The organism is Aeromonas sp. 62-46, assembly GCF_001898585.1.
GTDB lineage: Bacteria > Pseudomonadota > Gammaproteobacteria > Enterobacterales > Aeromonadaceae > Aeromonas > Aeromonas caviae.
This window is the reverse complement of record NZ_MKUI01000033.1, coordinates 17,998-41,088: the sequence shown is the minus strand read 5'-3', so window position 1 is coordinate 41,088 and position 23,091 is coordinate 17,998. Positions and strand designations below refer to the sequence as shown.

Annotated in this window: 16 protein-coding genes; 8 read left to right on the top strand and 8 right to left on the bottom strand. The window is 61.7% G+C overall.

Going from position 1 to position 23,091, the window contains the following annotated elements; translation table 11 throughout:
- Positions 1 to 14: 14 nt before the first annotated feature.
- Positions 15 to 1,499 (bottom strand): amidohydrolase family protein, encoded by a 1,485-nt coding sequence (locus tag BGO64_RS11165; RefSeq protein ID WP_261999804.1) that lies wholly within the window; start codon positions 1,497 to 1,499, stop codon positions 15 to 17.
- A gap of 58 nt (positions 1,500 to 1,557) precedes the next feature.
- Between BGO64_RS11165 and BGO64_RS11160 the strand changes: the two genes are divergently transcribed.
- Positions 1,558 to 2,463 (top strand): LysR family transcriptional regulator, encoded by a 906-nt coding sequence (locus BGO64_RS11160; protein ID WP_161469721.1) that lies wholly within the window; start codon positions 1,558 to 1,560, stop codon positions 2,461 to 2,463.
- An 89-nt stretch (positions 2,464 to 2,552) separates the two neighbouring features.
- On the opposite strand, the gene BGO64_RS11155 is transcribed toward BGO64_RS11160, so the two are convergent.
- From BGO64_RS11155 to BGO64_RS11145, 3 genes are all read right to left on the bottom strand, one after another.
- Positions 2,553 to 4,964 (bottom strand): YgiQ family radical SAM protein, encoded by a 2,412-nt coding sequence (locus BGO64_RS11155; RefSeq protein ID WP_286700673.1) that lies wholly within the window; start codon positions 4,962 to 4,964, stop codon positions 2,553 to 2,555.
- A 196-nt stretch (positions 4,965 to 5,160) separates the two neighbouring features.
- A complete protein-coding gene (locus tag BGO64_RS11150; protein WP_286700672.1) occupies positions 5,161 to 8,313 on the bottom strand; it encodes an efflux RND transporter permease subunit in 3,153 nt (1,050 codons plus the stop codon).
- Complete coding sequence (locus tag BGO64_RS11145) at positions 8,313 to 9,365, bottom strand: efflux RND transporter periplasmic adaptor subunit (RefSeq protein ID WP_202015957.1); 1,053 nt, start codon at positions 9,363 to 9,365, stop codon at positions 8,313 to 8,315. Before BGO64_RS11145 ends, BGO64_RS11150 begins: the two co-directional genes overlap by 1 nt.
- 210 nt (positions 9,366 to 9,575) lie before the next feature.
- Here BGO64_RS11145 and BGO64_RS11140 point away from each other — a divergent pair, with 210 nt between their 5' ends.
- Positions 9,576 to 11,132, top strand: a complete 1,557-nt coding sequence (locus BGO64_RS11140) for a sensor domain-containing diguanylate cyclase (protein ID WP_286700671.1) — start codon at positions 9,576 to 9,578, stop codon at positions 11,130 to 11,132.
- 34 nt (positions 11,133 to 11,166) lie between these two features.
- A complete protein-coding gene (gene rssA, locus BGO64_RS11135; RefSeq protein WP_029313973.1) occupies positions 11,167 to 12,036 on the top strand; it encodes a patatin-like phospholipase RssA in 870 nt (289 codons plus the stop codon).
- Between the two features lie 63 nt (positions 12,037 to 12,099).
- On the opposite strand, the gene BGO64_RS11130 is transcribed toward rssA, so the two are convergent.
- Positions 12,100 to 13,461, bottom strand: a complete 1,362-nt coding sequence (locus BGO64_RS11130; RefSeq protein WP_286700670.1) for a sodium-dependent transporter — start codon at positions 13,459 to 13,461, stop codon at positions 12,100 to 12,102.
- 195 nt (positions 13,462 to 13,656) lie between these two features.
- Positions 13,657 to 13,923 (bottom strand): helix-turn-helix domain-containing protein, encoded by a 267-nt coding sequence (locus BGO64_RS11125; protein WP_010673503.1) that lies wholly within the window; start codon positions 13,921 to 13,923, stop codon positions 13,657 to 13,659.
- A 258-nt stretch (positions 13,924 to 14,181) separates the two neighbouring features.
- Between BGO64_RS11125 and BGO64_RS11120 the strand changes: the two genes are divergently transcribed.
- From BGO64_RS11120 to BGO64_RS11105, 4 genes are all read left to right on the top strand, one after another.
- Positions 14,182 to 14,769, top strand: coding sequence for a hypothetical protein (locus tag BGO64_RS11120; RefSeq protein WP_286700669.1), 588 nt, complete (start codon positions 14,182 to 14,184; stop codon positions 14,767 to 14,769).
- A 305-nt stretch (positions 14,770 to 15,074) separates the two neighbouring features.
- Positions 15,075 to 16,094, top strand: a complete 1,020-nt coding sequence (gene ompA / locus BGO64_RS11115) for a porin OmpA (RefSeq protein ID WP_010673501.1) — start codon at positions 15,075 to 15,077, stop codon at positions 16,092 to 16,094.
- A 412-nt stretch (positions 16,095 to 16,506) separates the two neighbouring features.
- Positions 16,507 to 17,508, top strand: coding sequence for a porin OmpA (gene ompA / locus BGO64_RS11110; protein WP_039039303.1), 1,002 nt, complete (start codon positions 16,507 to 16,509; stop codon positions 17,506 to 17,508).
- Positions 17,509 to 17,727: 219 nt separating this feature from the next.
- Positions 17,728 to 18,786: an OmpA family protein gene (locus tag BGO64_RS11105; RefSeq protein ID WP_286700668.1), complete on the top strand. Its 1,059-nt coding sequence runs from the start codon at positions 17,728 to 17,730 to the stop codon at positions 18,784 to 18,786.
- Positions 18,787 to 18,860: 74 nt separating this feature from the next.
- Here the strand turns inward: BGO64_RS11105 and BGO64_RS11100 are convergent, their stop codons facing one another.
- On the bottom strand, positions 18,861 to 20,555 hold the full coding sequence (locus BGO64_RS11100; protein WP_039039301.1) for an NAD-dependent malic enzyme: 1,695 nt from the start codon (positions 20,553 to 20,555) through the stop codon (positions 18,861 to 18,863).
- A gap of 55 nt (positions 20,556 to 20,610) precedes the next feature.
- A complete protein-coding gene (locus tag BGO64_RS11095; protein WP_286700667.1) occupies positions 20,611 to 21,468 on the bottom strand; it encodes a helix-turn-helix transcriptional regulator in 858 nt (285 codons plus the stop codon).
- 120 nt (positions 21,469 to 21,588) lie between these two features.
- Here BGO64_RS11095 and BGO64_RS11090 point away from each other — a divergent pair, with 120 nt between their 5' ends.
- On the top strand, positions 21,589 to 22,968 hold the full coding sequence (locus BGO64_RS11090; RefSeq protein WP_042015012.1) for an MATE family efflux transporter: 1,380 nt from the start codon (positions 21,589 to 21,591) through the stop codon (positions 22,966 to 22,968).
- The last annotated feature ends 123 nt before the right edge of the window (positions 22,969 to 23,091 follow it).

Here is a 23,091-nt window from a genome sequence, read left to right as displayed (position 1 = left end):
GGGTTGCATACCTGTCAGTGTGCCTGTGCCAGCGGCAGGAAGGCGTCAGCAAAAATGTCAGGCTCATACCCGGCGGCGGCAAACAGATGCTCACGGGACTCATCAATGGCGGCGCGAAGGCGCGTGCTGTCTACGCCAAGCACCTTGCCATGCTGCTTGACGATGCGCCCGCCAATAATGACGGTATCAATGTTGCTGCGCTCTGTCGCATGCACCACGGTGCCAAAGGCATTGCCGGACGGGTAGAGGTTGATATCGCCAACATTGATCAGAATGAGATCCGCCTGTTTTCCTGGCGTCAGGCTCCCTACCTTGTCCAGCAGCCCTGCACAGGCAGCACCATCGACAGTCGCCGATTTGAGAAGTTGGGCAGCCGGCAGCGTGGTCAGCGAGTGGTCGGAGCCGCAGCAGTGCTGCTGATGCATGCCCATCACCCGTTGCAGGTAAAATGCCACGCGCATTTCCATAAACATATCAGTGCTGTAAGAGGTTTCATTGTCGACGCTGAGGCCAGGGTTGATGCCATGACGCTGCGCCGCCTGGATGGCAAACATACCGTCCTCGATGCCATAGTGCGCATCGGAGCGCGGGCAGACATTCACCCGGACACCGGCTTCTCGCAGGATCTTCCATCCCTCATCTGGCAGTGACGTACAGTGATTGAAAATATTGTCCGGGCCGAGCAGACCGCGCCGATGCAGTGACTCCAGCTCAGACGCCATAAAAGAACCAAAGAATTCAGTGACGATCGGCAGTCCCAGCCTGCGAGCCTCGGCCCACAATGCAGGCTCCAGCTGGGCCATGACAGCAAGGGAAACCAGGCTCTCTGGGTTGTCCTTGAAATATTTCTCTTGCAGGCGTTGCCAGTTACCCGGCCAATGAGCCTTGTCCCATTCCCCCGATACCGGTGCGCCGGAGGCGTGTATGGCACGGATCCCTGCATCCAGCAGGGCCTCGACGGCGGCGTCCGAATGGGCTGCGGTGCGGCTGTTATGGGAATTGTCAATGACGGTGGTGATGCCTGCATCAATGCAGCCCAGTGCCGTCAGCAGGTTGCCGATATACATATCGGCAGGGCGATAGTACTTGGCGAAAGAGAAGTGCGTGGCGTTGCTGTAGTCTTCCAGACAAGTGGCATTCGGATTGATGCGGCGCAGTTGTCCCTCCCAGGAGTGGCGATGAGAATCCACCATCCCCGGCATGGCGATCATGTTCGTAGCATTGATGATACGGGCACCATTCGCCTCCAGATTCTCGCCTATGGCCGTAATGGTTGATCCACTGATCAGAATGTCTCCACGTTCAATGTTACCCACGCTCTCATCCATGCTGAGGATCGTGGCCCCCTTGATCAAGATTGAATCTGGTATTACATCTTGATTATTAACAATATTTCTAACGTATCCGGTCATTTCAAGAGCCTCTTTTCTAGCCAATGGCAAAAAGATACGGCACTCTATTACCCTGAAAAAGATGACCAAACTGTTTTCATAATTCATGATTTTCGAATAATCATGGGAACTATCGGTAGAGTTATCGTCTCAAGGGAGAAGGGCTGTGGATCGTATTCAGGCTATGCAGATCTTTATGCGGGTTGCTGAGACCGGAAGCTTCGTGCAGGCAGCAGAGACCCTCTCACTGCCTTCCTCGACAGTCAGCAGTACGATTAAAAACCTCGAAAAATACCTGCAGGTGCGCCTGCTGAACAGAACAACGAGGCGGGTGAACCTCACCCCTGAAGGCCTGCAGTATCTTGGCCAGTGCAGGGAAATACTCTCATTGATTGAACATGCCGAGTCCAGCCTGACGGAGGCTATCAAGCGGCCACAGGGGCGTTTGCGGGTTGATATGCCGAGCGGGATAGCACACTCCATCGTCATGCCGAATCTCAGAGACTTTCACCAACGTTATCCAGATATCTACCTGATGATAGGTGTGAGTGACCGGCAGGTTGATCTTGTTCAGGAAGGTGTGGACTGCGTGATCAGAACAGGAGAGCTGAATAACTCCACCCTTGTTGCTCGTCCCCTTGGCCGGTTTCGGTGGGTAACCTGCGCCTCGCCTGAATACCTTCACGAAAACGGTGTTCCCCAGTCCCCTGAAGAACTGTCTGTGCACCAGGCGGTCCACTACTTTTCGGGCCTCGCCAGGCATGCAAACGAAATGCGCTTTGTCCGCGGTAAAGAGACTCTATCGGTTACTGTGAGCGGCACCGCAGCCGTCAATGACACGGGGCTTTATATCAAGATGTGCCTCGATGGCTTTGGCCTCATCCAGCTTGCCGAGAATGTTGTACTGGAGCACCTGCAGGCAGGAAGGCTCATCGAGGTGCTAGCAGATTGGCAACCGCCATCGGTGCCAGTCACATTGCTTTATCCCCATCAGCGTTTTCTGTCTCCTGCCGTGCGTGCATTTGCTGACTGGATTGCCGAACTTGTCCACAAGACCAGCCCGGGAAGATGAATACCATCTCCATACATACGATTACCTTAAATAAAAAAGGCGACCATCTGGTCGCCTTTTTTATTTCTATCGCTTTACAGTCAGGAAACTCACCGTGCCGGTCGCTTGGATCCATTTCCTTTGGCCGCAAGCTTGCCGCCCTGAGTGGCAGGTTTGGCACCCGGCTTGGCAGAGCCGGCGCGAGTGGGCGCCTTGCCTTTGTCAGCGGGTTTCCCCTGCCCTGCCGATTTACCCTGACTTGCACCCTGCGCGACGGACTTGCCGTTGCCCGCCCCTTTCTGGAGCTGGGAGCCCACCGGTTTGCCATTGCCCACCTTGCCGCCATTTCTGCTGGCTGCTGGGGCATTGGCTGCACCGGCCTCGCTGCGGGCGGCCTTGTTGCCAGCCCCGTTGCTGCGCTGATGGGTGATGGCACTGTGGCGGGTCAAGGCAGGTTTCAGGCCCTTGCTGCGGCTGCGCTCGGCCTTGGCTTCGCCACGGCCTTCCGGCGGCACCAGGCAGTCGGGGCCGTTGCCGATCAGGTGACCCTTGCCCATCTCCAGCAGAGCTTCGCGGATCATCGGCCAGCCGGCCGGATCGTGGTAGCGCAGCAGCGCCTTGTGCAGGCGACGGCGACGCTCCCCCTTCACCACGAACACGTCCCCACCCTGGCGGCTCACCTTGTTGAGCGGGTTTTTCTCGGTGTAATACATGGTGGTGGCGTTGGCGAGCGGCGACGGGTAGAAGTTCTGCACCTGATCGAGCTTGAAGCGGTTGGACTTGATCCAGAGCGCCATGTTCACCATGTCTTCATCCGTGGTGCCCGGGTGGGCGGAGATGAAGTAGGGGATCAGGTACTGCTGCTTGCCCGCCTCTTTGGAGTACTTGTCAAACAGCTCCTTGAAGCTGTAGTAGCTGCCCATGCCCGGCTTCATCATCTTGGAGAGCGGACCCTCCTCGGTGTGCTCCGGCGCGATCTTGAGGTAACCGCCGACGTGGTACTTGGCCAGCTCCTTGATATAGCGCGGATCTTCCACCGCGATGTCGTAGCGCACGCCGGAGGCGATCAGGATCTTCTTGATGCCCTTGAGGTCGCGCGCCTTGCGATAGAGGTTGATGGTCGGGCTGTGATCGGTGTCCATGTGCGGGCAGATGGTCGGCCAGACGCAGGAGGCGCGGCGACAGGTCTGCTCGGCCTTGGGGCTCTTGCAGCGCAACTTGTACATGTTGGCGGTGGGGCCGCCCAGATCCGAGATGACGCCGGTAAAGCCCGGCACCTTGTCGCGGATCTCTTCGATTTCTTTCAAGATCGACTCTTCCGAGCGGCTCTGGATGATGCGCCCCTCGTGCTCGGTGATGGAGCAGAAGGAGCAGCCGCCAAAGCAGCCGCGCATGATGTTGACCGAGGTCTTGATCATGTCGTAGGCCGGGATCTTCGCGTTGCCATAGGCCGGGTGCGGCACCCGCTGGTAAGGCAGGCCGAATACCCCGTCCATCTCGTCGGTTTCGAGCGGGAAGGCGGGCGGGTTGACCCAGATGATGCGATCGCCATGGGCCTGTGAGAGCGCGCGGGCGCAGCCCGGGTTGGTCTCGTGGTGCAGGATGCGGGACGCATGGGCGTAGAGTACCTTGTCTTCCTTCACCCGCTCGAACGCCGGCAGCTTGACGTAGGTCTGCTCCCACGGCTTCTGCTTGGGCGGCTGCACCAGGATGGGCTTGGCCTCCTGCGCAGCCGGCGCAGTGCTTTCGTCGTCTGCGCAGGGGGCCCCTTCCATATAGGGGTTGGGGATGGGATCGATGCGGCCAATCTGGTCGAGCTTGCTCGAATCCACCCCGCGCCAGCCCGGCAGCGGCTCCTTGCGAATGACAGCAGTGCCACGAATGTCCTGCATGGTGTCGATGGTCTCGCCGCCTGCGATGCGGTGCGCCACCTCGATCAGCGGCCGCTCGGCGTTGCCATAGATGAGGATGTCGGCCTTGGCGTCGATCAGGATGGAGCGACGGATGGTCTCGGACCAGTAGTCGTAATGGGCGATGCGGCGCAGGGATGCCTCTATGCCGCCGATGACCACAGGCACCTCTTTATAGGCCTCTTTGCAGCGCTGGGTATAGACCAGGGTGGCGCGATCCGGCCGCTTGCCGCCCACGTCCCCCGGGGTGTAGGCATCGTCGTGGCGCAATTTTTTGTCGGCGGTGTAGCGGTTGATCATGGAGTCCATGTTGCCCGCCGTCACCCCGTAGAAGAGGTTCGGCTTGCCCAGGCGCATGAAGTCATCCTTCGATGACCAGTCCGGCTGGGCGATGATGCCGACCCGAAAGCCCTGGGATTCGAGCATGCGGCCGATCACCGCCATGCCGAAGCTCGGGTGATCCACGTAGGCGTCGCCGGTCACCAGCACGATGTCGCAGCTGTCCCAGCCGAGCTTGTCCATCTCCGCGCGGGACATGGGCAGGAAGGGCGCCGTGCCGTAGCACTCGGCCCAGTAACGGGGATAGGAGAAGAGGTTGGTAACCGGCTGCATTTTGACCACCTGGAACAATTCGGGTCGCGCATTATACCGGCAGAGCAAGGCGGGGGCGACGGCTTTTTGCCCCTACAGAACGCGAGGGGAAGGGGCGTCTTCGAGCGAGCGCGACAGGTCGGCGTGACAGACTCCGATCTCATCAACAAACAGGGCGCCCATTGGCGCCCTGTTTGCTGTCATCCGGGTCGGCACGCTAGGCCGCCGGTTTGTCACGCCCCTCGGGGGCCACCGCCCCCGGCACCGGGGAGGGACTGGCCGGGGTTACCGTGGCCAGTACCTCGTCCACCAGTCGGTCCCGTGCCCCCGTCATCCCCGCGCGCCTGGCGATCAGGTGATAGATGGCGGGCACCACCAGCAGGGTCACCAGGGTCGCCAAGGACAAGCCGAAGAAAACCACGGTCCCCACGGCCATCCGGCTCTCGTACCCCGCCCCCATGGAGAGCATCAGGGGCACGGCGCCGATGATGGCGGTGAGCGAGGTCATCAAGATGGGGCGCAAGCGGCGCACCGACCCCTTGATGATCGCCTCCTCGAACCCTTCACCCCGCTGGCGCAGCTGGTTGATGAACTCCACGATGAGGATGCCGTTCTTGGTCACCATGCCGATGAGCATGATCATGCCTATCTGGCTGTAGATGCTGAGCTCCTGCCCCGTGAGCCAGAGGCCGAGCAGGCCGCCGAAGATGCCGAGCGGCACCGTCATCATCACCACCGCCGGGGTCAGCAGGCTCTCGAACTGGGCCACCAGCACCAGATAGACCACCAGCAGGGCCAGGCCGAACACCAGTGCCATCTCCCCCTGGTTGTCGCGATAGTCCTTGGACTCGCCGGCATAATCCACCGACATGCCGGTGGGCAGGTGATCTGCGGCCCAGCCATCCAGGAAGTCGAGCGCCTCCCCCAGGGTGTGACCGGGGGCCACGTCCGCGGTGAGGGTGACCGCCTTCTGGCGCTGGTAGTGGTTGAGGCGCTGGGGGCTCGCCACCTGGGTGACGGTCGCCAGGGTGGAGAGGCTCACCATCTCGCCGCTCGCGGCCTTGAGATAGATGCGGCTCACATCCGAAATGCCGTTGAACTGGGTCTGGTTGGCGCGCAGATAGACATCATACTCTTCGCCCCTGTCCACATAGGTGGTCTGGCTGACGCCGCCGAGCAGGGCCTGAAGGGAGCTTGCGATGGTGGAGACCGGAATGCCGAGCTGGGTGGCTCGCTCCCGCTCTATGGTCACCTGCAGCTCCGGGGTCTTCTCGGCATAGTCGAGATCCGGGCTCTGCATCAGCCCGCTCTGGGCCGCCGCCTCCTTGAGCGCCAGCCCCTGCTGGTTGAGCTCGCCGTAATCGGAGCCTTGCAGCACGAACTGCACCGCCGCGGTGGAGCCGCCTCTGAACCCCGGCTGGAAGGTGCGGATCATCACGTCGGGGATGCCGGCGAGGCGACCGCTCAGGGAGCGGCCAAACTCGGTGGCCGTTTCGTCGCGCACCGCCCAGTCACTGAGCTGGATGATGGCCATGCCGGTCTGATCGCCGCCGCGCCCGAAGGCCGGGGTGCTGAAGCTCATGGCCTGCACCACCCCCTTGCCGAGCAGCGGCAGGATGGCGGCCTCCACCTGCTGCATGTTGCGCTTCATCCGCTCGATGCTGGTGCCCTCCGCCCCTTTCACGAACACATAGAGCACGCCCCTGTCCTCGGTCGGAGTGAGGCTCGCGGGCAGCTTGCCAAAGAGGACGCCAATGCCGCCAAGGCAGAGCAGCAACACCAGGGGCATCCAGACGGCGCGGCGCAGCACGGCCCCCAGCACGCGGCGATAACGCTCCTCCACCCAGCCAAGTCCCTTGTCCAGGGTGGCGGTCAGGGCGTTGGGTTTGTCCACGGCACGCATCAGCCAGGAGCCCATGGCCGGGGTCAGGGTGAGCGCCACCAGGGAGGAGAAGAGCACGGCCAGGGAGAGCAGGATGGCGAACTCGGTGAAGAGGCGCCCCACCATGCCGTCCATGAAGGCGATGGGCACGAACACCATCACCAGCACGGCGGTGGTGGCGATGACGGCAAAGCCCACCTCCCGGGTGCCGTGCCAGGCCGCCATCAAGGGGGACTCGCCCCGTTGCAGGTGGTGGTGGATGTTCTCTACCACCACGATGGCGTCATCTACCACCAGGCCGATGGCGAGGATGAGGGCCAGCAAGGTAATGAGGTTGATGGAAAAGCCCAGATACCAGGCACCGATGAAGGCCGAAATCAGGGAGACGGGTACCGTGATGGCGGGGATGAGGGTGGTGCGCCCCTGCCCGAGGAAGAGATAGAGCACGGCGACCACCAGCAGGGCGCAGATGGCGAGTGTCTCGTATACCTCGTCGATGGCCTGCTTGATGAAGATGGTGGAGTCGTAGTCGACCTCAAGGGTTGCCCCTTCCGGCAGGAAGCGCTGCATCTCCACGAGCTTCTTCTCGATGCCCTGGGCCACCGCCAGGGGATTGGCGGTGGACTGGGCGACGATGCCAATCCCCAGGCTCTCGCGGCCGTTGCGCTGATAGGCGCTGTCTTCGTTCTTGGCCCCCACCTCCACATCCGCAATGTCCGCCAGATAGATGCTCTGACCATTGGTGGCGGTTTTGACCGGCAGGGTGCGAAAATCTTCCGCACTGTGATAGAGCCGTGCGATCTGCACCGCCATGGTCATGGTGTTGTTGCGGATCTCCCCGCCCGGCAGCTCGATGTTCTCCCGCTTGAGGGCATCCTGCACGTCGGCCACCGTGATGCCGCGGGCCGCCATGTCGGCGGGGCGCAGCCGCACGTACATCACCTGGGTCAGGTCCCCGGAGAGGGACACCTCGCTCACCCCGTCCACCAGGCTCAAAGGGTCCACCAGCATGCGATTGGCGTAATCCGTCATGGCGGTACGATCCATCTGGGTGCTGCTGAAATTGAGCCAGATGGCCACATCCCCGTTGCCGTTGTCCTTGGTCACCATGGGCTCGTCCGCCCCGTCTGGCAGCTTGGGTCTGGCCCGGGAGATGGCGTCACGCACGTCGGAGGTGCCCTCCAGCATGTTCCAGCCGAGCTTGAACTCCACCGTGATGGAGGAGCGCCCCTTGCGGGTCACCGAGTTGATGTTCTTGATGCCGCTGATGCCGGAGAGCTGATCCTCGATGGGCTTGGTGACCTGGCTCTCCATCACCTCGGGGGCCGCCCCCTCATAGGTGGTGGTGATGGAGACGGACGGAGTCTGCACATCCGGCATCTCCCGCACGGTGAGTTTGCTGAAGGCCACCAGGCCGAACACGGTGAGCAGGGCACTGATGACCACCGCCACCAGGGGACGGCGTACTGAGATATCGGAGAGCCACATCAGCCTTTCACCTCGCCCAGATCACGTACCTGGGCGCCGTCGCGCAGATTGACCAGCCCCTCCACCGCGATGCGATCGCCGACGCTGAGCCCCTTGAGCACCCAGACGGCCTCGCCATGGGTGTCGCCAAGCTCCACCGGCACGCGCTTCACCCGTCCGTCCGCCTCCAGGCGATAAACGAAGCGCTGCTCGCCGGCGTACTCCACCGACTGGGCGGGGATCAGGGTCATCTTCTGGGGTGGCAGAGAGAGATCCACGTTCATCAGCATGCCGGGGCGCAGCTGGCCGCCGGTGTTGGGCAGGATGACGCGGGCCTTGATGTTCTGGGTGTCGCTGGAGATCCGGCTGTCGAGGGTCTCCAGCACGCCGGAAAAGGATTGATCCGGCCAGGCCGAGCTGGTTGCCGTCACCGCCATGCCGGGGCGCAGCAGGGAGAGGTAGCGCTCGGGCACCGCCAGATCGAGCCGCAGTTTTGCCAGCTCGTCCAGATGCAAGAGCACGTCGCCGCTGTTGACCAGGGCTCCTTCGCTGAGATCGATGAGGCTGACGGTGCCGTCGAAGGGGGCGGCCAGGGTGCGCAGGGAGAGCTCGTAACGAGCCGCATCGACCCGGGCCTGGGCCTGGGCAACAGTCGCCTCTTGCCCCTCCAGCTCCGAGGTGGTGACGGCGCCTCGCGCCACCAGCTTGCGCATGTCCCGCAGCTTGCGGGCCTCGTCGCGCACGCTGGCGCTCTGCTCGGCCAGCTCCGCCTGCTGCTTGCCCGCATCCAGGGCGATCAGGGTCTGCCCCTGTTTGACCTGCTGGCCGGAGCTCACCGCGATGGTGGCAATGCGGCCGGTCACCTCGGGGCTGATGGCCACGGAGCGATTGGCCGCAAGCTTGCTCACCAGCTTGATGGAGGGCTCGGCCAGACTCTGCCTGACGGTTTCGGCCCTGATGTTGATCTCTCTTGGTGCTGGCTTGCTGGCGGGTTCAGCCTGCCGCAGATGCCAGGCGCCCGCCGCCAGCAATAGAAGAAGAGGGAAAAGCCACAGCCACACGCGCGTTTTCATCACAAGATCCATGCAGTCAAAGAGAGAGGAAGAAGAGATAGCTTCATCAAGGATGGCACCATGTTACCCCCTGACTATGCCGTGACTATGTATAAATGTGACAAAACGTAACAGTCCGGTGAGAAGATCATCAAAAACGCATCTTGTCGGCACGCGCGTCAGGGTTCTGCCTTACACTGATGCCGACTCTCGCCATCTTCCGGTACGCCCATGTCCATTCCCTCCCCCGCCTTTGCCAGATACCGATTGCAGTGGCTGCTGCTGGGCCTCGGCCTGCTGCTGCTGTTGCTCGCCCTGCAACATGCGTTTCGCCAGGTTACCGAGATCAACAAGCGTGACACCATCAACGCCGCGACCCAGCTCAGCAGCCAGCACCAGCGGATGGAGACCTTCCTTGAGGCCATGCGCGGCCAGGCGGAGGAGCGCCTGCGCAGCAATCCCCAGTCCGTGCTCTCTCGCCAGCTCTATCAGGCGCTGCAATCCGACGGGGAGCACGGCATCAACCTGGATCGCATCTCCGTCGATCTGCCCCCCGCCCTCATCGGCAACCTGACCGGGCAGGGCCCGCTGCCCCACGACGGCAGCGAGCGGCAAGCCAGAATACATCTCGCCCTCAGCCTCTCCCCCCTGCTCGCCACGGCCAGCAAGCTGCTGGACAGGGACGTGGCCTGGATCTACTTCACCGGTACGGACAATTTCATCTACCTCTATCCCTGGGTGCCATCCAGCCAGTTTCGCTTCGATCCCGTGATTTACAGCAAGGCCTACTGGCAGGAGGCGATGGCCAGGCATCCCCACCTGGAGCACGCCATGCTCTCGCGCCCCTACCAGGATTTTGCCGGACGGGGGCAGATGATCACCCTCTCCCAGCCCATTACCCAGGGCGGCCAGATCATTGGCCTGCTCAGCATCGACATCCAGACCGTCACGCTGGCGCAGACCCTGCACCGCCTCGCCCCCCGGATTGGCACCCTGTTCCTGCTCAACGCCCATCAGCAGATCCTCGCCAGCAGCCAGTCCGGTACAGCGCCGCCCCCGGTCAGGACGGCGCAGTCAGCGGAATATGAGTGGCAACAGGGCGCCTTGCAGCTCGTCTATCCCATCCCGGAGACTCCGCTCTCCCTCATCCATCGCATCCCGCTGCTGCCTCTGCTGCAGACGCTGTTGTGGCAATCGGCAACGGCGCTCATCACCATTCTCTGTCTGGTGGTGGCGACCGTCTCCAGCCTGCGTGCCCAGCGCCTCAACCGGCGCCTCAACTACCTGTCGCACCACGATGCCCTGACCGGCGCCTTCAACCGCCACTACTTCGATGCCTTCGAACACCGCCAGGCCCTGGCAGGCCGCCAACGCATCGGCGCCATCATGTTTGACTGCGATCACTTCAAACAGGTCAACGACCGTTTCGGCCACGGGGTGGGCGATCAGGTCCTCATCCGTCTGGTGCAGCTCTGCCAATCCCTGCTGACCCGGGAGTGCCACCTGATCCGCTGGGGCGGCGAGGAGTTCCTGCTGCTCGTCGCCGATGAAGCGATCCCTCTGGCCCCCTTGGCCGAGCGGCTTCGCCTGTGCATAGCAGAGCATCCCTGGAGCGCCATCGCGGCCGAGCTGAAGGTGACCGTCAGCATGGGCCACTGTCGTCAATCACCAGCCATCTCCTTGCAGGAGGTGATCCGCCGCGCCGATATCGCCCTCTATCAGGCCAAGGCCAACGGCCGCAATCGCAGCGAAGCGTGGCGGGATGACGGACAGGAGAAGCCGGAGTAAGCTGAACTCCCACTTCATGTCAGGAGACGCAACTGTGTCACGAAAACCCCGTCTGGGATTGGCCCTGGGCAGCGGTGCGGCCCGAGGATGGGCCCACATCGGCATCATCCGTGCCCTGGAGCGACTGGGCGTCAAGCCAGATCTGGTGGCTGGCTGCTCCATCGGCAGCTTTGTCGGCGCCGCCTATGCCGCTGGTGAACTGGACAAGCTGGAGAGCTGGGTGCGCGGCTTCAGCCGCCTGCAAGTGATGGGACTGCTCGATCCCGCCCTCTCCGGCGGCCTGTTTCGCGGTGACAAGGTATTTGGCATCGCCGCCGGCCATCTGGGGGATCCCGCCATCGAAAGCCTGCCGCTGCCCTTTGCCTGCGTCGCCACCGAACTTGATACCGGTCGCGAGATCTGGTTGCAGGAAGGGCCGCTTCGCCAGTGTGTGCGCGCCTCCTGCGGCATGCCCGGCCTGCTCACCCCGACCCGGGTGGAGGATCGCTGGCTGGTAGACGGGGCCGTGGTCAACCCGGTCCCCATCTCCCTGGCCCGCGCCATGGGAGCCGAGGTGGTGATCGCCGTCAACCTCAACACCGATATGCACCAGCCCTGGACCGACGAACCGGACGAGCCCGTGCAGGGGGGGCTGCTCAGCCAGTGGTTGAACCGGGGCGAGCGCGAGCCCAGTACCCCCGGCATGTGGGGGGTGATGACGGGCTCCATCAACATCATGCAGGAGCGCATCACCCGTGCCCGGATGGCCGGGGATCCCCCCGAGATCCAGCTCTGCCCGCGCCTTGGCAACCTCTCCATCATGGATTTCCACCGCGCGAGCGACGCCATCAACGAGGGGGAAGCCTGTGTCGAGCGCAACCTGGAGCAGCTCAAGGAGGAGCTGTCACGACTCTGCCTGATATGAAGGCATATCGGGGTAAAAGACAAAAAGAGCGCCAATAGGCGCTTTTTTTTCGGGTTACGCGGCTCAGAACAGCCCCAGCCCCTTGAGCATCACCACCAGGATCAGCAGCGGCGACACATAGCGGATGATGAAAAACAGGGGGCTGAGGATGGGCAGCGCCAGCTTGCCTCCATTGGTCAGCGCCGTCGTCATCCGCTCGAATCCCCATACCCAGCCCACAAAGAGGCAGAGGAAGATGCCGCCAAGGGGCATCAGCACGTTGGAAGAGACGAAGTCGAACAGATCGAAGAAGGTTTTCCCGCCAACCTGCACATCCGCCAGCGTGCTGCTCGAGAGCGCACAGGTCGAGCCGACCGCCCCCAGCACCAGCAGGTTGATCAGGGTCGCCCTTGTGCGGCTCATGTGAAAGCGCTCGGAGAGCACCGAGACCGGCACCTCCAGAATGGAGAGCATGGCCCCGGTGGCTGCGATGGCGGAGAGCACGAAGAAGAGCACCATGAAGAGGTGTCCGAAGGGGATGCTGGCAAACACCGCGGGTATGGTGATGAACAGCAGGGAGGGGCCTGCGCTCGGCTCGAAGCCAAAGGCAAACACCGCCGGGAAGATGGCGATCCCCGCCAGCATGGAGACGAAGAGATCCGCGCACATCACCCGTACCGTGGTGAGAGGGATGTGCTGATCATCGCGAAAATAGCTGCCATAGGTCATCATGCAGCCCATCCCGATGGAGAGCTTGAAGAACGCCAGCCCCATGGCCGTCAGCACGACGCCTGCGGTCACCTTGGAGAAATCCGGCGAGAACAGGAAATGCAGTCCTTCGCTCGCTCCGGGCAGAGTCAGGCTGCGCACGCCTATCACCAGCAGCAGGATGAAGAGCAGTGGCATCAACCGCTTGGTGACCGCTTCGATCCCCCTGGAGACCCCCATCAGCAAGATCCCCCCCATCAGGGCCAGCACCAGCCACTGCCAGAGCAGACTCTGCAAGGGATCCGTGATGAGTGAATTGAAGGCAGCCCCCGTGACGGCGGGATCGGTGGAGAGGATCTCGCCGCTGGCCGCCTTGAAGATGTAGGCAAACACCCAGGCCGCCACCTCGGAGTAGAACGACATGATGAGGAAGGCCGCGCTCACCCCCATGGCGGCGATCAGCCACCAGGGTTGCCCCTTCGGAGCCAGCTTGATGAGCCCGCTGACCGCATCCGTCCTGGCCTCGCGCCCCAGCATGATCTCGGAGATCATCACCGGCAATCCCACCAGCAGGGTGGCGATGACATAGACCAGCAGAAAACCGGCGCCACCGTTCTCACCGGTCAGATAGGGAAACTTCCAGATATTGCCGAGCCCGACGGCAGACCCCAGGGTCGCGGCCAGCACGCCAAAGGTGCTGGTAAACCCATCTCTGGCTTTGGTAATGGGTTGGCTCATCGTTGTCTCGCTGTGTGGATCACCGCCTGAATTAAAAGGGTCGGAGTGTTCCGTGGATTAATCCAGCCCGACAAGATGATTTAGTGAAAATCGCCGCTGGCCGCACACAACGCATTATTTAATTAAATAATCATCCATTTTGATAAATAAAAAATGCCGCCTCGAGGGCGGCATTTTTATCAAGGTTGAACTGAATCAAGCCTTGGCAATATCGTCCGGACCGATCTGGCCGATTTCGGCGACTTTCTTGTCAGCCAGCAGCCAGAGGGTGAACTTGTGCAGATCGGGGTGGTGGGCCAGGGCAACCAAGAAGGCGCCTCCGACTTCACGGTAACCCAGTTCATAGTTCTTCAGGGTGGTTGGGGGGACGCCCAGCAGATCGGCAAACTTGGGACGGCTCAGGCCTACCGCTTCGCGGATCTGACGGATCTTCTTGCCAACAGTTACGATATTTGAATTCATGTGTTCCATACTCCGTTCGGCGGATTGACTCCACCTTTATTTTTCGCGACGACTCGTAGTCAAGTGTATCAGTTTTGAACGGACTCGTTATGGTCGAGCCTCTATCTATAATCAGCGTCTTTCGACGACAACCCTTCACAAACCTCGGGGATGGTAATCGCTGCGTCGCCTCAGGTAAACAGTCTCGAAAAGAAACCTTTCTTGTTGCCCGGCCATCCCTCGTATAATTCGCCGGTTATTTCCAAGAGAGTCATCAACATGGCATTTCCCGGCATCATTTCCCGTCTTCATTCCGACCCGAACTCCCTCCCCCGTCAGCTCGCCCAGGGTCTGCAGACCCGGGCCGAGGCGTTCTGGTTGCCCATGGCCATGCAGGGGGACGCCACCACCGTGCTGGCGGCCCTCCCGGACAGCTGCAGCCTCTATCTTGAAGGCCAGGCGACGCTTCCCCTGCGCAGCCACGACGGCGTCGTGGCAGAAAACGGCACCCTGGCACTGGGCAATGGTCACACGATGACGCTGGCCAGGGAGAAAGGCGATGGCGGCATCGTGCCGGAAGAAAGCCTCGCCGAGATGGCCCAATGGCTGGAAGCAGGTCATCGGCACTTCATCTGCTCCACCGCCGTCCAGCCCGTGGCGCGGGCCATCCTCAACATCTGGCCTCTCGATCCCTACCTCGCCCGTCACTTCTTGCTCAGTTTCACACCCTTGCTGTGCGAAGCAACTGAGGCAGACTATCTTGCTGTCCTCTCGGTCAGGGCGGGTGACGCCACCCCGCGGCACGCTTGGGCTGAGGCTTATATGAAGCTTGAGAAGAAACTGCATCGCGCCTACTTGGATCACTAATAAATCCCAAGAAACAGCCAGTTATCCCTACGACACAATTTGCCCCATCCCTTATCTGTGAGCTTGATCATGTTTTGAAATGGGCATAAAGTGCGCCACGTCATCGGAATGACGTCGGCTGTTCGTGGCGGAGTATGCATTGTCGACAGTGCAACCCGCGCACTTGTGCACCCAGATACGTGCCTCCTGGATGGATCTAGGATCCCTGTTCGCACCAACGTCGTTGGTCGACAGAGCCAGCAGCTTACATAAATTACAAAGTGCGAAGCACGTGAACAACGTGCCATCTCAACGAGGATTATTTTATGATGAAAATGGCTCCTTCCCTGATCGCCATCGCTATGGCCACCATGGGTGCAACTGCAGCTCACGCCGCTGACGACATCTACTTCGGCGCCGGTGTTGGTGCAACTCACTTCAACGGTCTGAACAAGATCGAAGGCGTGAACGTTGGCGAAGAAGATGCGGCTGCTGCCAATGCCTTCGTTGGTTACAACTTCAACGAATACTTCGGTTCCGAGCTGGGCTACCAGTACACCGGCCGTGGCAACACCGACGGCAACCGTTACGAGAGCCAGGGTGCCACCCTGTCCGGTATCGCTCGTCTGCCGCTGGGCAACGATTTCTCCCTGTTCGGTGAAGCTGGCGCCTACTGGGGCCACACCGACGGTCTGGGCACCAGCGATACCAAAGTATCCCCGCTGGCCGGTGCCGGTGTGACCTACAAGGTCAACGACGCGCTGGATCTGCAAGCTCGCTACCGCTACATGTGGGACGTGGCTGACCTGCACGCCGACAACGTACGCTACAAGTCCAACCAGAGCGTTGCGACCCTGGAAGCCGTTTACCACCCGTTCCGTACTTCCTACGTAGCGCCTGCTCCGGCCCCGGTTGTTGAAGAAGCACCGGCCCCGGCTCCGCAAATCGTTGAGAAGAACTTCGCCCTGAACTCCGACGTGCTGTTCGCCTTTGGCAAAGACAGCCTGAAGGCCGAAGGTGTGCAAGCCCTGAACGCTCTGTACCAGCAAATCGTTGAGTTCCAGCCGAAAGACGGCAACGCCGTTGTTGTTGGTTACACCGACCGTATCGGTTCCGACGCTTACAACCAGAAGCTGTCTGAAGCTCGTGCCCGCACCGTTGCCAACTTCCTGGTCAGCAAGGGTATGGCTGCCAGCAAGGTTGCCATCGAAGGTCGCGGCGAAGCCAACCCGGTCACCGGCACCAAGTGTGACGGCGTCAAGGCCAAGGCTCAGCTGATCTCCTGCCTGGCTCCGGACCGTCGCGTAGAAGTTCGCGTATCCGGCGTACAAGAAGTTCAAAAGTAATCTGACTTCGCTCAGGTAACGTAAAAAAGGGGATGCCACGGCATCCCCTTTTGCTGTCTCTCTCCTCCCCACAGCGACACTATCTGTCTCACCTTTTCTCCCCTTTGCTCCCCTATTGCGGCCCCGCGACACCGGTGTCGGCGCTGCATATCTGTGCAGAAACTTGATCACGCTGATTCAAAAGAATACAGTAGCAACGCTTGTAAGACATTGGATGAACTATTAAAAGTGCTCAGTGCCCGGTTAGTTGTCCATGGAGAAACAGCTTCATGAGAATCCAGGTTTCCATCCATTTTTTATTCAAGCCGTCCGTGATCCGCTCACGGTGTCGCACATGAAGTGTCATCTGCGACCGGTATAACAAAGAGTGCGCAGTACGCCCATAGCACGGCAACTCAACGAGGATAAAACGATGAAAATGAAAATGGCACCAACCCTGATTGCTCTGGCCATTGCAGCCATGGGAACCACCACCGCTCAGGCGGCCGACGACTGGTACACGGGTATGGGTGCAGGTTGGGCCTATGGCCACGACCTGGATACCTTCGGCCAGGATGCTGACAAGGACGCCACCGCGCTCTCCCTGTTCGGCGGTTACAACTTCACCGAGAACTTTGCCGCCGAGCTCGGCTATCTCTATGCCGGCAAGGCCGGCGTCGATGGCGTCGACTTCAAGACCCAGGGTGCCACCCTGTCCGGTATCGCACGCCTGCCCATGAATGACATCTTCTCCGTCTTCGCCGAAGGGGGTGCCTACTTCAACCACGTCAACGGCAACGGCCAGAGCGACAACGGCACCTCGCCGCTGGCGGGTCTGGGTCTGACTGCCAAGCTCTCCGACCTTATCGACCTGCAGGCCCGCTACCGCTACATGTGGGATCTGGGTGACGATCAGAAAACCTGGAAAACCGACATGAGCGTCGCCACCCTGGAACTGGTGATGCACCCGAACCGCACCACCTATGTGGCACCGGCCCCGGCACCGGCTCCCGAGCCGGTTCCCGAGCCCGTCATGGTCGACAAGAACTTCTCCCTGAGCTCGGACGTGCTGTTTGCCTTCGGCAAATCCACCCTGAAGCCGGAAGGGGCTGCTGCGCTCAACACCCTGTATCAGCAGATCGTCGACGTCCAGCCGAAAGATGGCAGCGCCGTGGTGGTCGGTTACACCGACCGCATCGGCTCCGATGCCTACAACCTGAAGCTGTCTGAAGCCCGTGCCCGCACCGTGGCCGACTTCCTGGTTGGCAAGGGTCTGCCGGCTGGCAAGGTATCCATCGAAGGTCGTGGTGAAGCCAACCCGGTCACCGGTACCCAGTGTGACGGCATCAAGGCCAAGGCTCAGCTGATCGCCTGCCTGGCACCGGATCGCCGCGTCGAAGTGCGCGTCACCGGCGTACAGGAAGTGCAGCAATAAGAGGTTGACCACCTGTTGCAAAAAGGGGCCATTCCGGCCCCTTTTTTAATGCCCGCACGGCACCACCAACGCGGGCCGCCCACCTGCCTGCCCCACCGATTCTCCATACAGATGCGTCACTTAAATGGTTAAAGCGCTCACATCGCCTATACATAATGTTGGCTATACATAGCAAAGGGCTGGGAGCCCTATAACACCCAACATCGACGAGGATACGCGATGAACATAAGACTGAAACCTGTGTGGATTGCATTGGCACTGGCGACGAGTGCCGCCCAGGCGGCACCTGTTCACGACTGGTATGTGGGGGCTGGGGGTGGCTGGGCCTTTGCCCATGACATCGATGATTTCAGCCAGGGTGTCGGCAAGGACGCGACCGCCATCAACGCCTTTGTCGGCTACAACTACAACGAGAACCTGGGGACCGAACTCGGTTACCTCTCCACCGGTGACTGGGATATCGCCGGCCAGGACTTCAACAGCAAAGGGGCCACCCTGTCGGTCATTGGCCGTTTGCCCCTGGGGGACATCTTCTCTGTCTTTGCCGAAGGAGGCGGTTATCTCTATCACGTCGACTCCGTCAACGGGGGGGATGACAACCTGGCTCCCCTGGCGGGTCTGGGACTGACCGCCAGACTGAGCGACTGGGTAGACATCCAGACCCGCTACCGCTACATGGTGCGAGTCGGGGACGATCCTGACAACGACAAGGTGGGCAGCGGTACCAAACGCTGGGTCAGCGACATCAGTACCGCCACCATCGAGCTGGTGCTTCACCCCAATCGCACCGTCGCCGCAGTGCCGTTGGCCGCGCCTCTGGTCGTGGCACCGCCGCCCCCGACTCCCGAGCCGGTGGATCAGACCTTCAACCTGAGTTCGGATGTGCTGTTTGCCTTTGGCAAGGCGGAGCTCAAACCGGAGGGGATGCAGGCACTCGACGCCCTCTACCAGCAGATCGTCGACGTCAAACCCAAGGATGGCAACGCCATGGTGATGGGCTACACCGACCGCATCGGCTCGGATGCCAACAACCAGGCACTGTCGGAGGCCCGTGCAAGCACGGTCGCCAACTTCCTGATTGGCAAGGGGCTGCCCGCAGACAAGGTGAGCATCCAGGGCAATGGCGAGAGCAACCCGGTCACCGGCACCCAGTGTGATGCCATCAAGGCCAGGGCTGCCCTCATCGACTGCCTGGCCCCGGATCGCCGGGTCGAAATCCGGGTCACCGGTGTCAGCAATCCCGCCGAGCCCGCCCCCGCCGAGCAACCGGCACAATAACCTCCTCTTCCTTCACAGCCGTGCACAAAAAAGGGATGCCGAGGCATCCCTTCTGCATGTCTGTCCCCTTGGGATCAGAAGGAAGTACGACGATAGCGGCGGTACTCGGGGCGCCAGAAGTTCGCCTCGATGGCCTGATCGATCACATCATCGGGGGTCTGCACCGCCTTGCCCTGCAACATGGCGGTCTTGGCCACCATCTTGGCGATGTAGCGGGAGACCTGATGGATGTCCGCCAGATCCGGCAGCAAGGAGCCCTCTTCCCCCTTCACCAGGGGTGAACAATCCGCCAGGGCACGGCTGGCCGACATCAGCATGGCATCGGTCACCCGGTTGGCACCGGAGGCGATCACCCCAAGGCCGATACCCGGGAAGATGAAGGAGTTGTTGCACTGGGCGATGACGTAGCGCTTGCCCTTGTACTCCACCGGTGCGAACGGGCTGCCGGTGGCGACCAGCACCTGGCCGTCGGTCCAGCGAATGAGATCCGCCGGGGTGGCTTCCACCCGGGAAGTGGGGTTGGAGAGCGGGAAGATGATGGGACGGGCACAGTGCTTGTGCATGGTCTTGACCACCTCTTCGGTAAACAGACCCGGCTGGCCGGAGACCCCGATCAGGATGTCCGGGCGACCGTGCTCCATCACCTCCAGCAGGGAGATGTTGTCCCCCACCGGCCACTCCTTGATCCGCTCGACCGGCTGGGAGAGCTTGCGCTGGAAGTCGAGCTGGTTGGGGATCTTGTCGGTGATGAGACCGAATCGGTCCACCATGAAGACCCGGCCCCGCGCCTCGGCGTCGGTCAGCCCTTCGGCCTTCATCTGCGCCACGATCTGCTCGGCGATGCCGCACCCGGCACTGCCCGCCCCGAGGAAGGCGACCCGCTTCTCGGAGAGCTTGGCACCGGAGGCCTTGCAGGCGGCGATGAGGCTGCCCAGGGTCACCGCGGCGGTCCCCTGAATGTCATCGTTGAAGCAGCACAGCTCATCCTTGTAGCGGTTGAGCAGCGGGGTGGCATTGCCCTGGGCGAAATCCTCGAACTGCAGCAGGATATCCGGCCAGCGGCGCTTGACCGCCTGGATGAAGGCATCGACGAACTCGTCGTACTCTTCGCCGGAGATGCGCGGATGGCGCCACCCCATGTAGAAGGGGTCGTTCAGCAGCTGCTGGTTGTTGGTGCCCACGTCCAGCACCACCGGCAGGCAGTAGGCCGGGGAGATGCCGCCACAGGCGGTGTAGAGGGAGAGCTTGCCGATGGGAATGCCCATGCCGCCGATGCCCTGATCCCCGAGGCCCAGGATGCGTTCGCCGTCGGTGACCACGATCACCTTGACGTTCTGCTTGGTGGCATTTTGCAGCATGTCATCGATCCTGTCCTTGTCCGGATAGGAGATGAAGAGGCCGCGAGCACGACGATAGATGTTGGAGAACTCCTCACACGCCTTGCCGACCGTCGGGGTGTAGATGACCGGCAGCATTTCGGTGAGGTGGTTGTTCAGCAGGCGGTAGAAGAGCGTTTCGTTGGTATCCTGGATGTTGCGCAAATAGATGTGCTTGTCCATGTCGTTGCCAAACGCCATGAACTGGCGATAGGCACGCTCTGCCTGCTCTTCGATGGTTTCGATGTTCTGGGGCAGCAGACCTTCCAGGTTGAAGCTGCTGCGTTCTTCGCTGGTGAAGGCGCTGCCCTTGTTGAGCAACGGCGTCTCCAGCAGGGCTGGACCTGCGTAGGGAATGTAGAGGGGACGTTTCTGATTATTATCTTCAAACATGGATCTGTACCTTGACTGTGTGGCCCGTCGATCCTATGGGCTTGAGCCAACAATTTCAAAGGGTTTGCACCTCCCTTGCGAAAGGTTTGCGACCCAGTCGACGAAAGGCCCCCGGAGTCTGACCCGTCAGACGCCGAAAACGGTTGGCAAAGTTGGCGCCGTCGCTGTATCCGACCCGGGCCGCCAGCTCGGCCAGCGGCCAGTTGGTGTAGAGCAGCAACTGGCGCGCCTTGTTCATGCGAAGTCCGGTGAGCCAGGCCATGGGGCCCATGCCGAACACCTGCTGGCAGAGCCGGTGCAGATGGGGCACCGAGCAGGCCATCTGGTCGGCCAGCAGGGCCACGCTCCAGGGCTCGTCCAGACGTGCCTCCACCCGCCGAAACAGCGCCTGTAGCCGCAACTCCGGCGTGCCGCGCACCTCCCCCTGCAGGGTCCGCTCCAAGAGCGCCAGCAGCAGGCTCAGCAGCTGGGGCTGGAGCGGCGAACGTATTCCCTCCCCCTGCATCAGGCTGAGCAGGTGGTAGAGCTGCTCCCCCTCCTCCCCCTGCCAGATGCGATGGCCAAGCCGGTGCAGATGCTGCCAGCGCGGCACGTCGTCCAGCAGGATCCAACTGGTATGCCAGGCTTCCCCCACCAGCCTGAGGCCCCCCGGCACGGCGGCCGGGAGAAAGACCAGGGCTCCCGCCGGGATGGGCTGCACCCCGCCATCGGTGAGCAGGGCGCCCCCCTCGTCATGGCTCACCATCAGGATGTGAAACTCCGGTCGGTTGCGGCGGATAAGGTAGTGCTCCCGTATCGTCGAGAGGCCGGTCAGGAAGACGCCCGCCTCCCCAAGCAGGGGCAGCCCTTCGCGTCCCAGCATCCGCTCTTCGCAGGTCGGGGCGATTTCCAGACACTCGCTGATAAATGGCATAGCACCTCAACAGGATAGTTTTGCACAAGAAAGCCGAGAGAGGCTCACAGTGAAGCCTCCCGATATCACCCCTATCATACCCACGACAAACCCTGATTTTTACCAACCCGGTTAACATAAATGAATTATTGGCAAGCGATTTTAAAACAAACCACCGATCGCGAGTTCATGACGCGACTGTGGCGACTGGCCCTGCCGGTTTCGCTGCAATCCATGATGTTCTCCCTGCTCGGCCTCATCGACATCATGATGGTGAGCCAGCTCGGCACCACGGCTGTGGCGGCGGTCGGCTTGGGCAACCGGGTCTTCTTCTTCAATCTGCTGGTGATAGCGGGGCTCTCGGGCGGGGTCTCGGTGTTGGCGGCACAATATTTCGGCCGTGGCGAGATGGCCGGGGTGCGCCGCTCCCTGGCCCTGGCCCTGGTGGGCGCCCTGGCGGTGAGCCTGCCCTTTGCCCTCGTCTATGTGTTCTCACCGGGCAGCGTGCTCGGGTTTGCCAGCCAGGAGCCCGCGCTGCGCGAGCTGGCCGACGAGTTCCTGATGATCACCGGCGCCACCATCCTCTGCACCGCCGTGGTGGTGCCCCTGGAGTCGGCCCTGCGCTCGGTGGGCAATGCCGCGGCGCCGACCCGTATCGGCATCATCGCCATCATCGCCAACGTCATCCTCAACTATGCCCTCATCTTCGGCCATTTCGGCGCCGAGGCCATGGGAGTAGCCGGTTCCGCCTGGGGCACCACCCTGTCGCGTCTGCTGCAGACCGCGCTGCTGCTTGCCTATGTGTGGCGTGCCGAGCCCCGTCTCATCCCGCGCAAGCAAGACTGGCTCGCCGCCTTCAGGCGCAAGGAGGTGGTGCGCTTCACCCTGATCGCCCTGCCGCTGTTGCTGCACGACGGGCTCTGGGCCTTCGGCATGCTGCTCTACGGCTTCCTCTACGCGCACCTCGGCACCGACGCCCTGGCCATCATGACCACCCTCGGCACGCTGGAGAGCATCCTCATCTCCCTCTTCTTCGGGCTGGCGGTGGCCTGCTCCACCCTGCTCGGTCACCGGCTCGGGGCAGAGGAGTATGACGAGGCCTGGCAGCACTCCCAGCTCTTCCTGCTGCTGGCCCCCGTCGGCGCCCTGCTGGTGGGGACCGCCGTCTGGCTGATGCAGGGCAGCCTGCTGCAATGGGTCGGCAACCTGCCGGGCGAGCTGATGACTGAGGCCGGCCAGGTGCTCGCCATCATGTGTCTGGGCATGCTGCTCAAGGTGTTCAACATGGTGGGGATCGTCGGGGTACTGCGCTCGGGGGGGGACGTCAACTACAGCATCTTCATCGACATCGTCGGCATGTGGTGCATCGGCCTGCCGCTGGCCTGGGTGGCGGTCAGCCTGCTGGGCTGGCCCCTCTCCTGGGTGGTGGCGGTGGTCCTGCTGGAGGAGCTTTCAAAAGTGCTGCTGGTGCAGCGCCGCATTCGCCAGCGGCGCTGGCTGCGCAATCTGGTGCTGGGATAAGGGAAGAGCGCAAAGCGGGAAAATGCGGGGTCATATCAATGACAGAAAATCCCGCTTTGCAGTATGCTGGCCCCCTCTTCAATCAGAGGCGGGGTGCGCCGGCCATGCCGCCCCTTGTGCCCC

Bases quoted from the DNA above. Each gene is read 5' to 3' on its own strand.
- BGO64_RS11165 (WP_261999804.1), bottom strand. From the start codon at position 1,499: ATGAATTATGAAAACAGTTTGGTCATCTTTTTCAGGGTAATAGAGTGC.
- BGO64_RS11155 (WP_286700673.1), bottom strand. From the start codon at position 4,964: ATGCAGCCGGTTACCAACCTCTTCTCCTATCCCCGTTACTGGGCCGAG.
- BGO64_RS11150 (WP_286700672.1), bottom strand. From the start codon at position 8,313: ATGTGGCTCTCCGATATCTCAGTACGCCGTCCCCTGGTGGCGGTGGTC.
- BGO64_RS11145 (WP_202015957.1), bottom strand. From the start codon at position 9,365: ATGAAAACGCGCGTGTGGCTGTGGCTTTTCCCTCTTCTTCTATTGCTG.
- BGO64_RS11140 (WP_286700671.1), top strand. From the start codon at position 9,576: ATGTCCATTCCCTCCCCCGCCTTTGCCAGATACCGATTGCAGTGGCTG.
- BGO64_RS11130 (WP_286700670.1), bottom strand. From the start codon at position 13,461: ATGAGCCAACCCATTACCAAAGCCAGAGATGGGTTTACCAGCACCTTT.
- BGO64_RS11125 (WP_010673503.1), bottom strand. From the start codon at position 13,923: ATGAATTCAAATATCGTAACTGTTGGCAAGAAGATCCGTCAGATCCGC.
- BGO64_RS11120 (WP_286700669.1), top strand. From the start codon at position 14,182: ATGGCATTTCCCGGCATCATTTCCCGTCTTCATTCCGACCCGAACTCC.
- ompA (WP_010673501.1), top strand. From the start codon at position 15,075: ATGATGAAAATGGCTCCTTCCCTGATCGCCATCGCTATGGCCACCATG.
- ompA (WP_039039303.1), top strand. From the start codon at position 16,507: ATGAAAATGAAAATGGCACCAACCCTGATTGCTCTGGCCATTGCAGCC.
- BGO64_RS11105 (WP_286700668.1), top strand. From the start codon at position 17,728: ATGAACATAAGACTGAAACCTGTGTGGATTGCATTGGCACTGGCGACG.
- BGO64_RS11100 (WP_039039301.1), bottom strand. From the start codon at position 20,555: ATGTTTGAAGATAATAATCAGAAACGTCCCCTCTACATTCCCTACGCA.
- BGO64_RS11095 (WP_286700667.1), bottom strand. From the start codon at position 21,468: ATGCCATTTATCAGCGAGTGTCTGGAAATCGCCCCGACCTGCGAAGAG.
- BGO64_RS11090 (WP_042015012.1), top strand. From the start codon at position 21,589: ATGAATTATTGGCAAGCGATTTTAAAACAAACCACCGATCGCGAGTTC.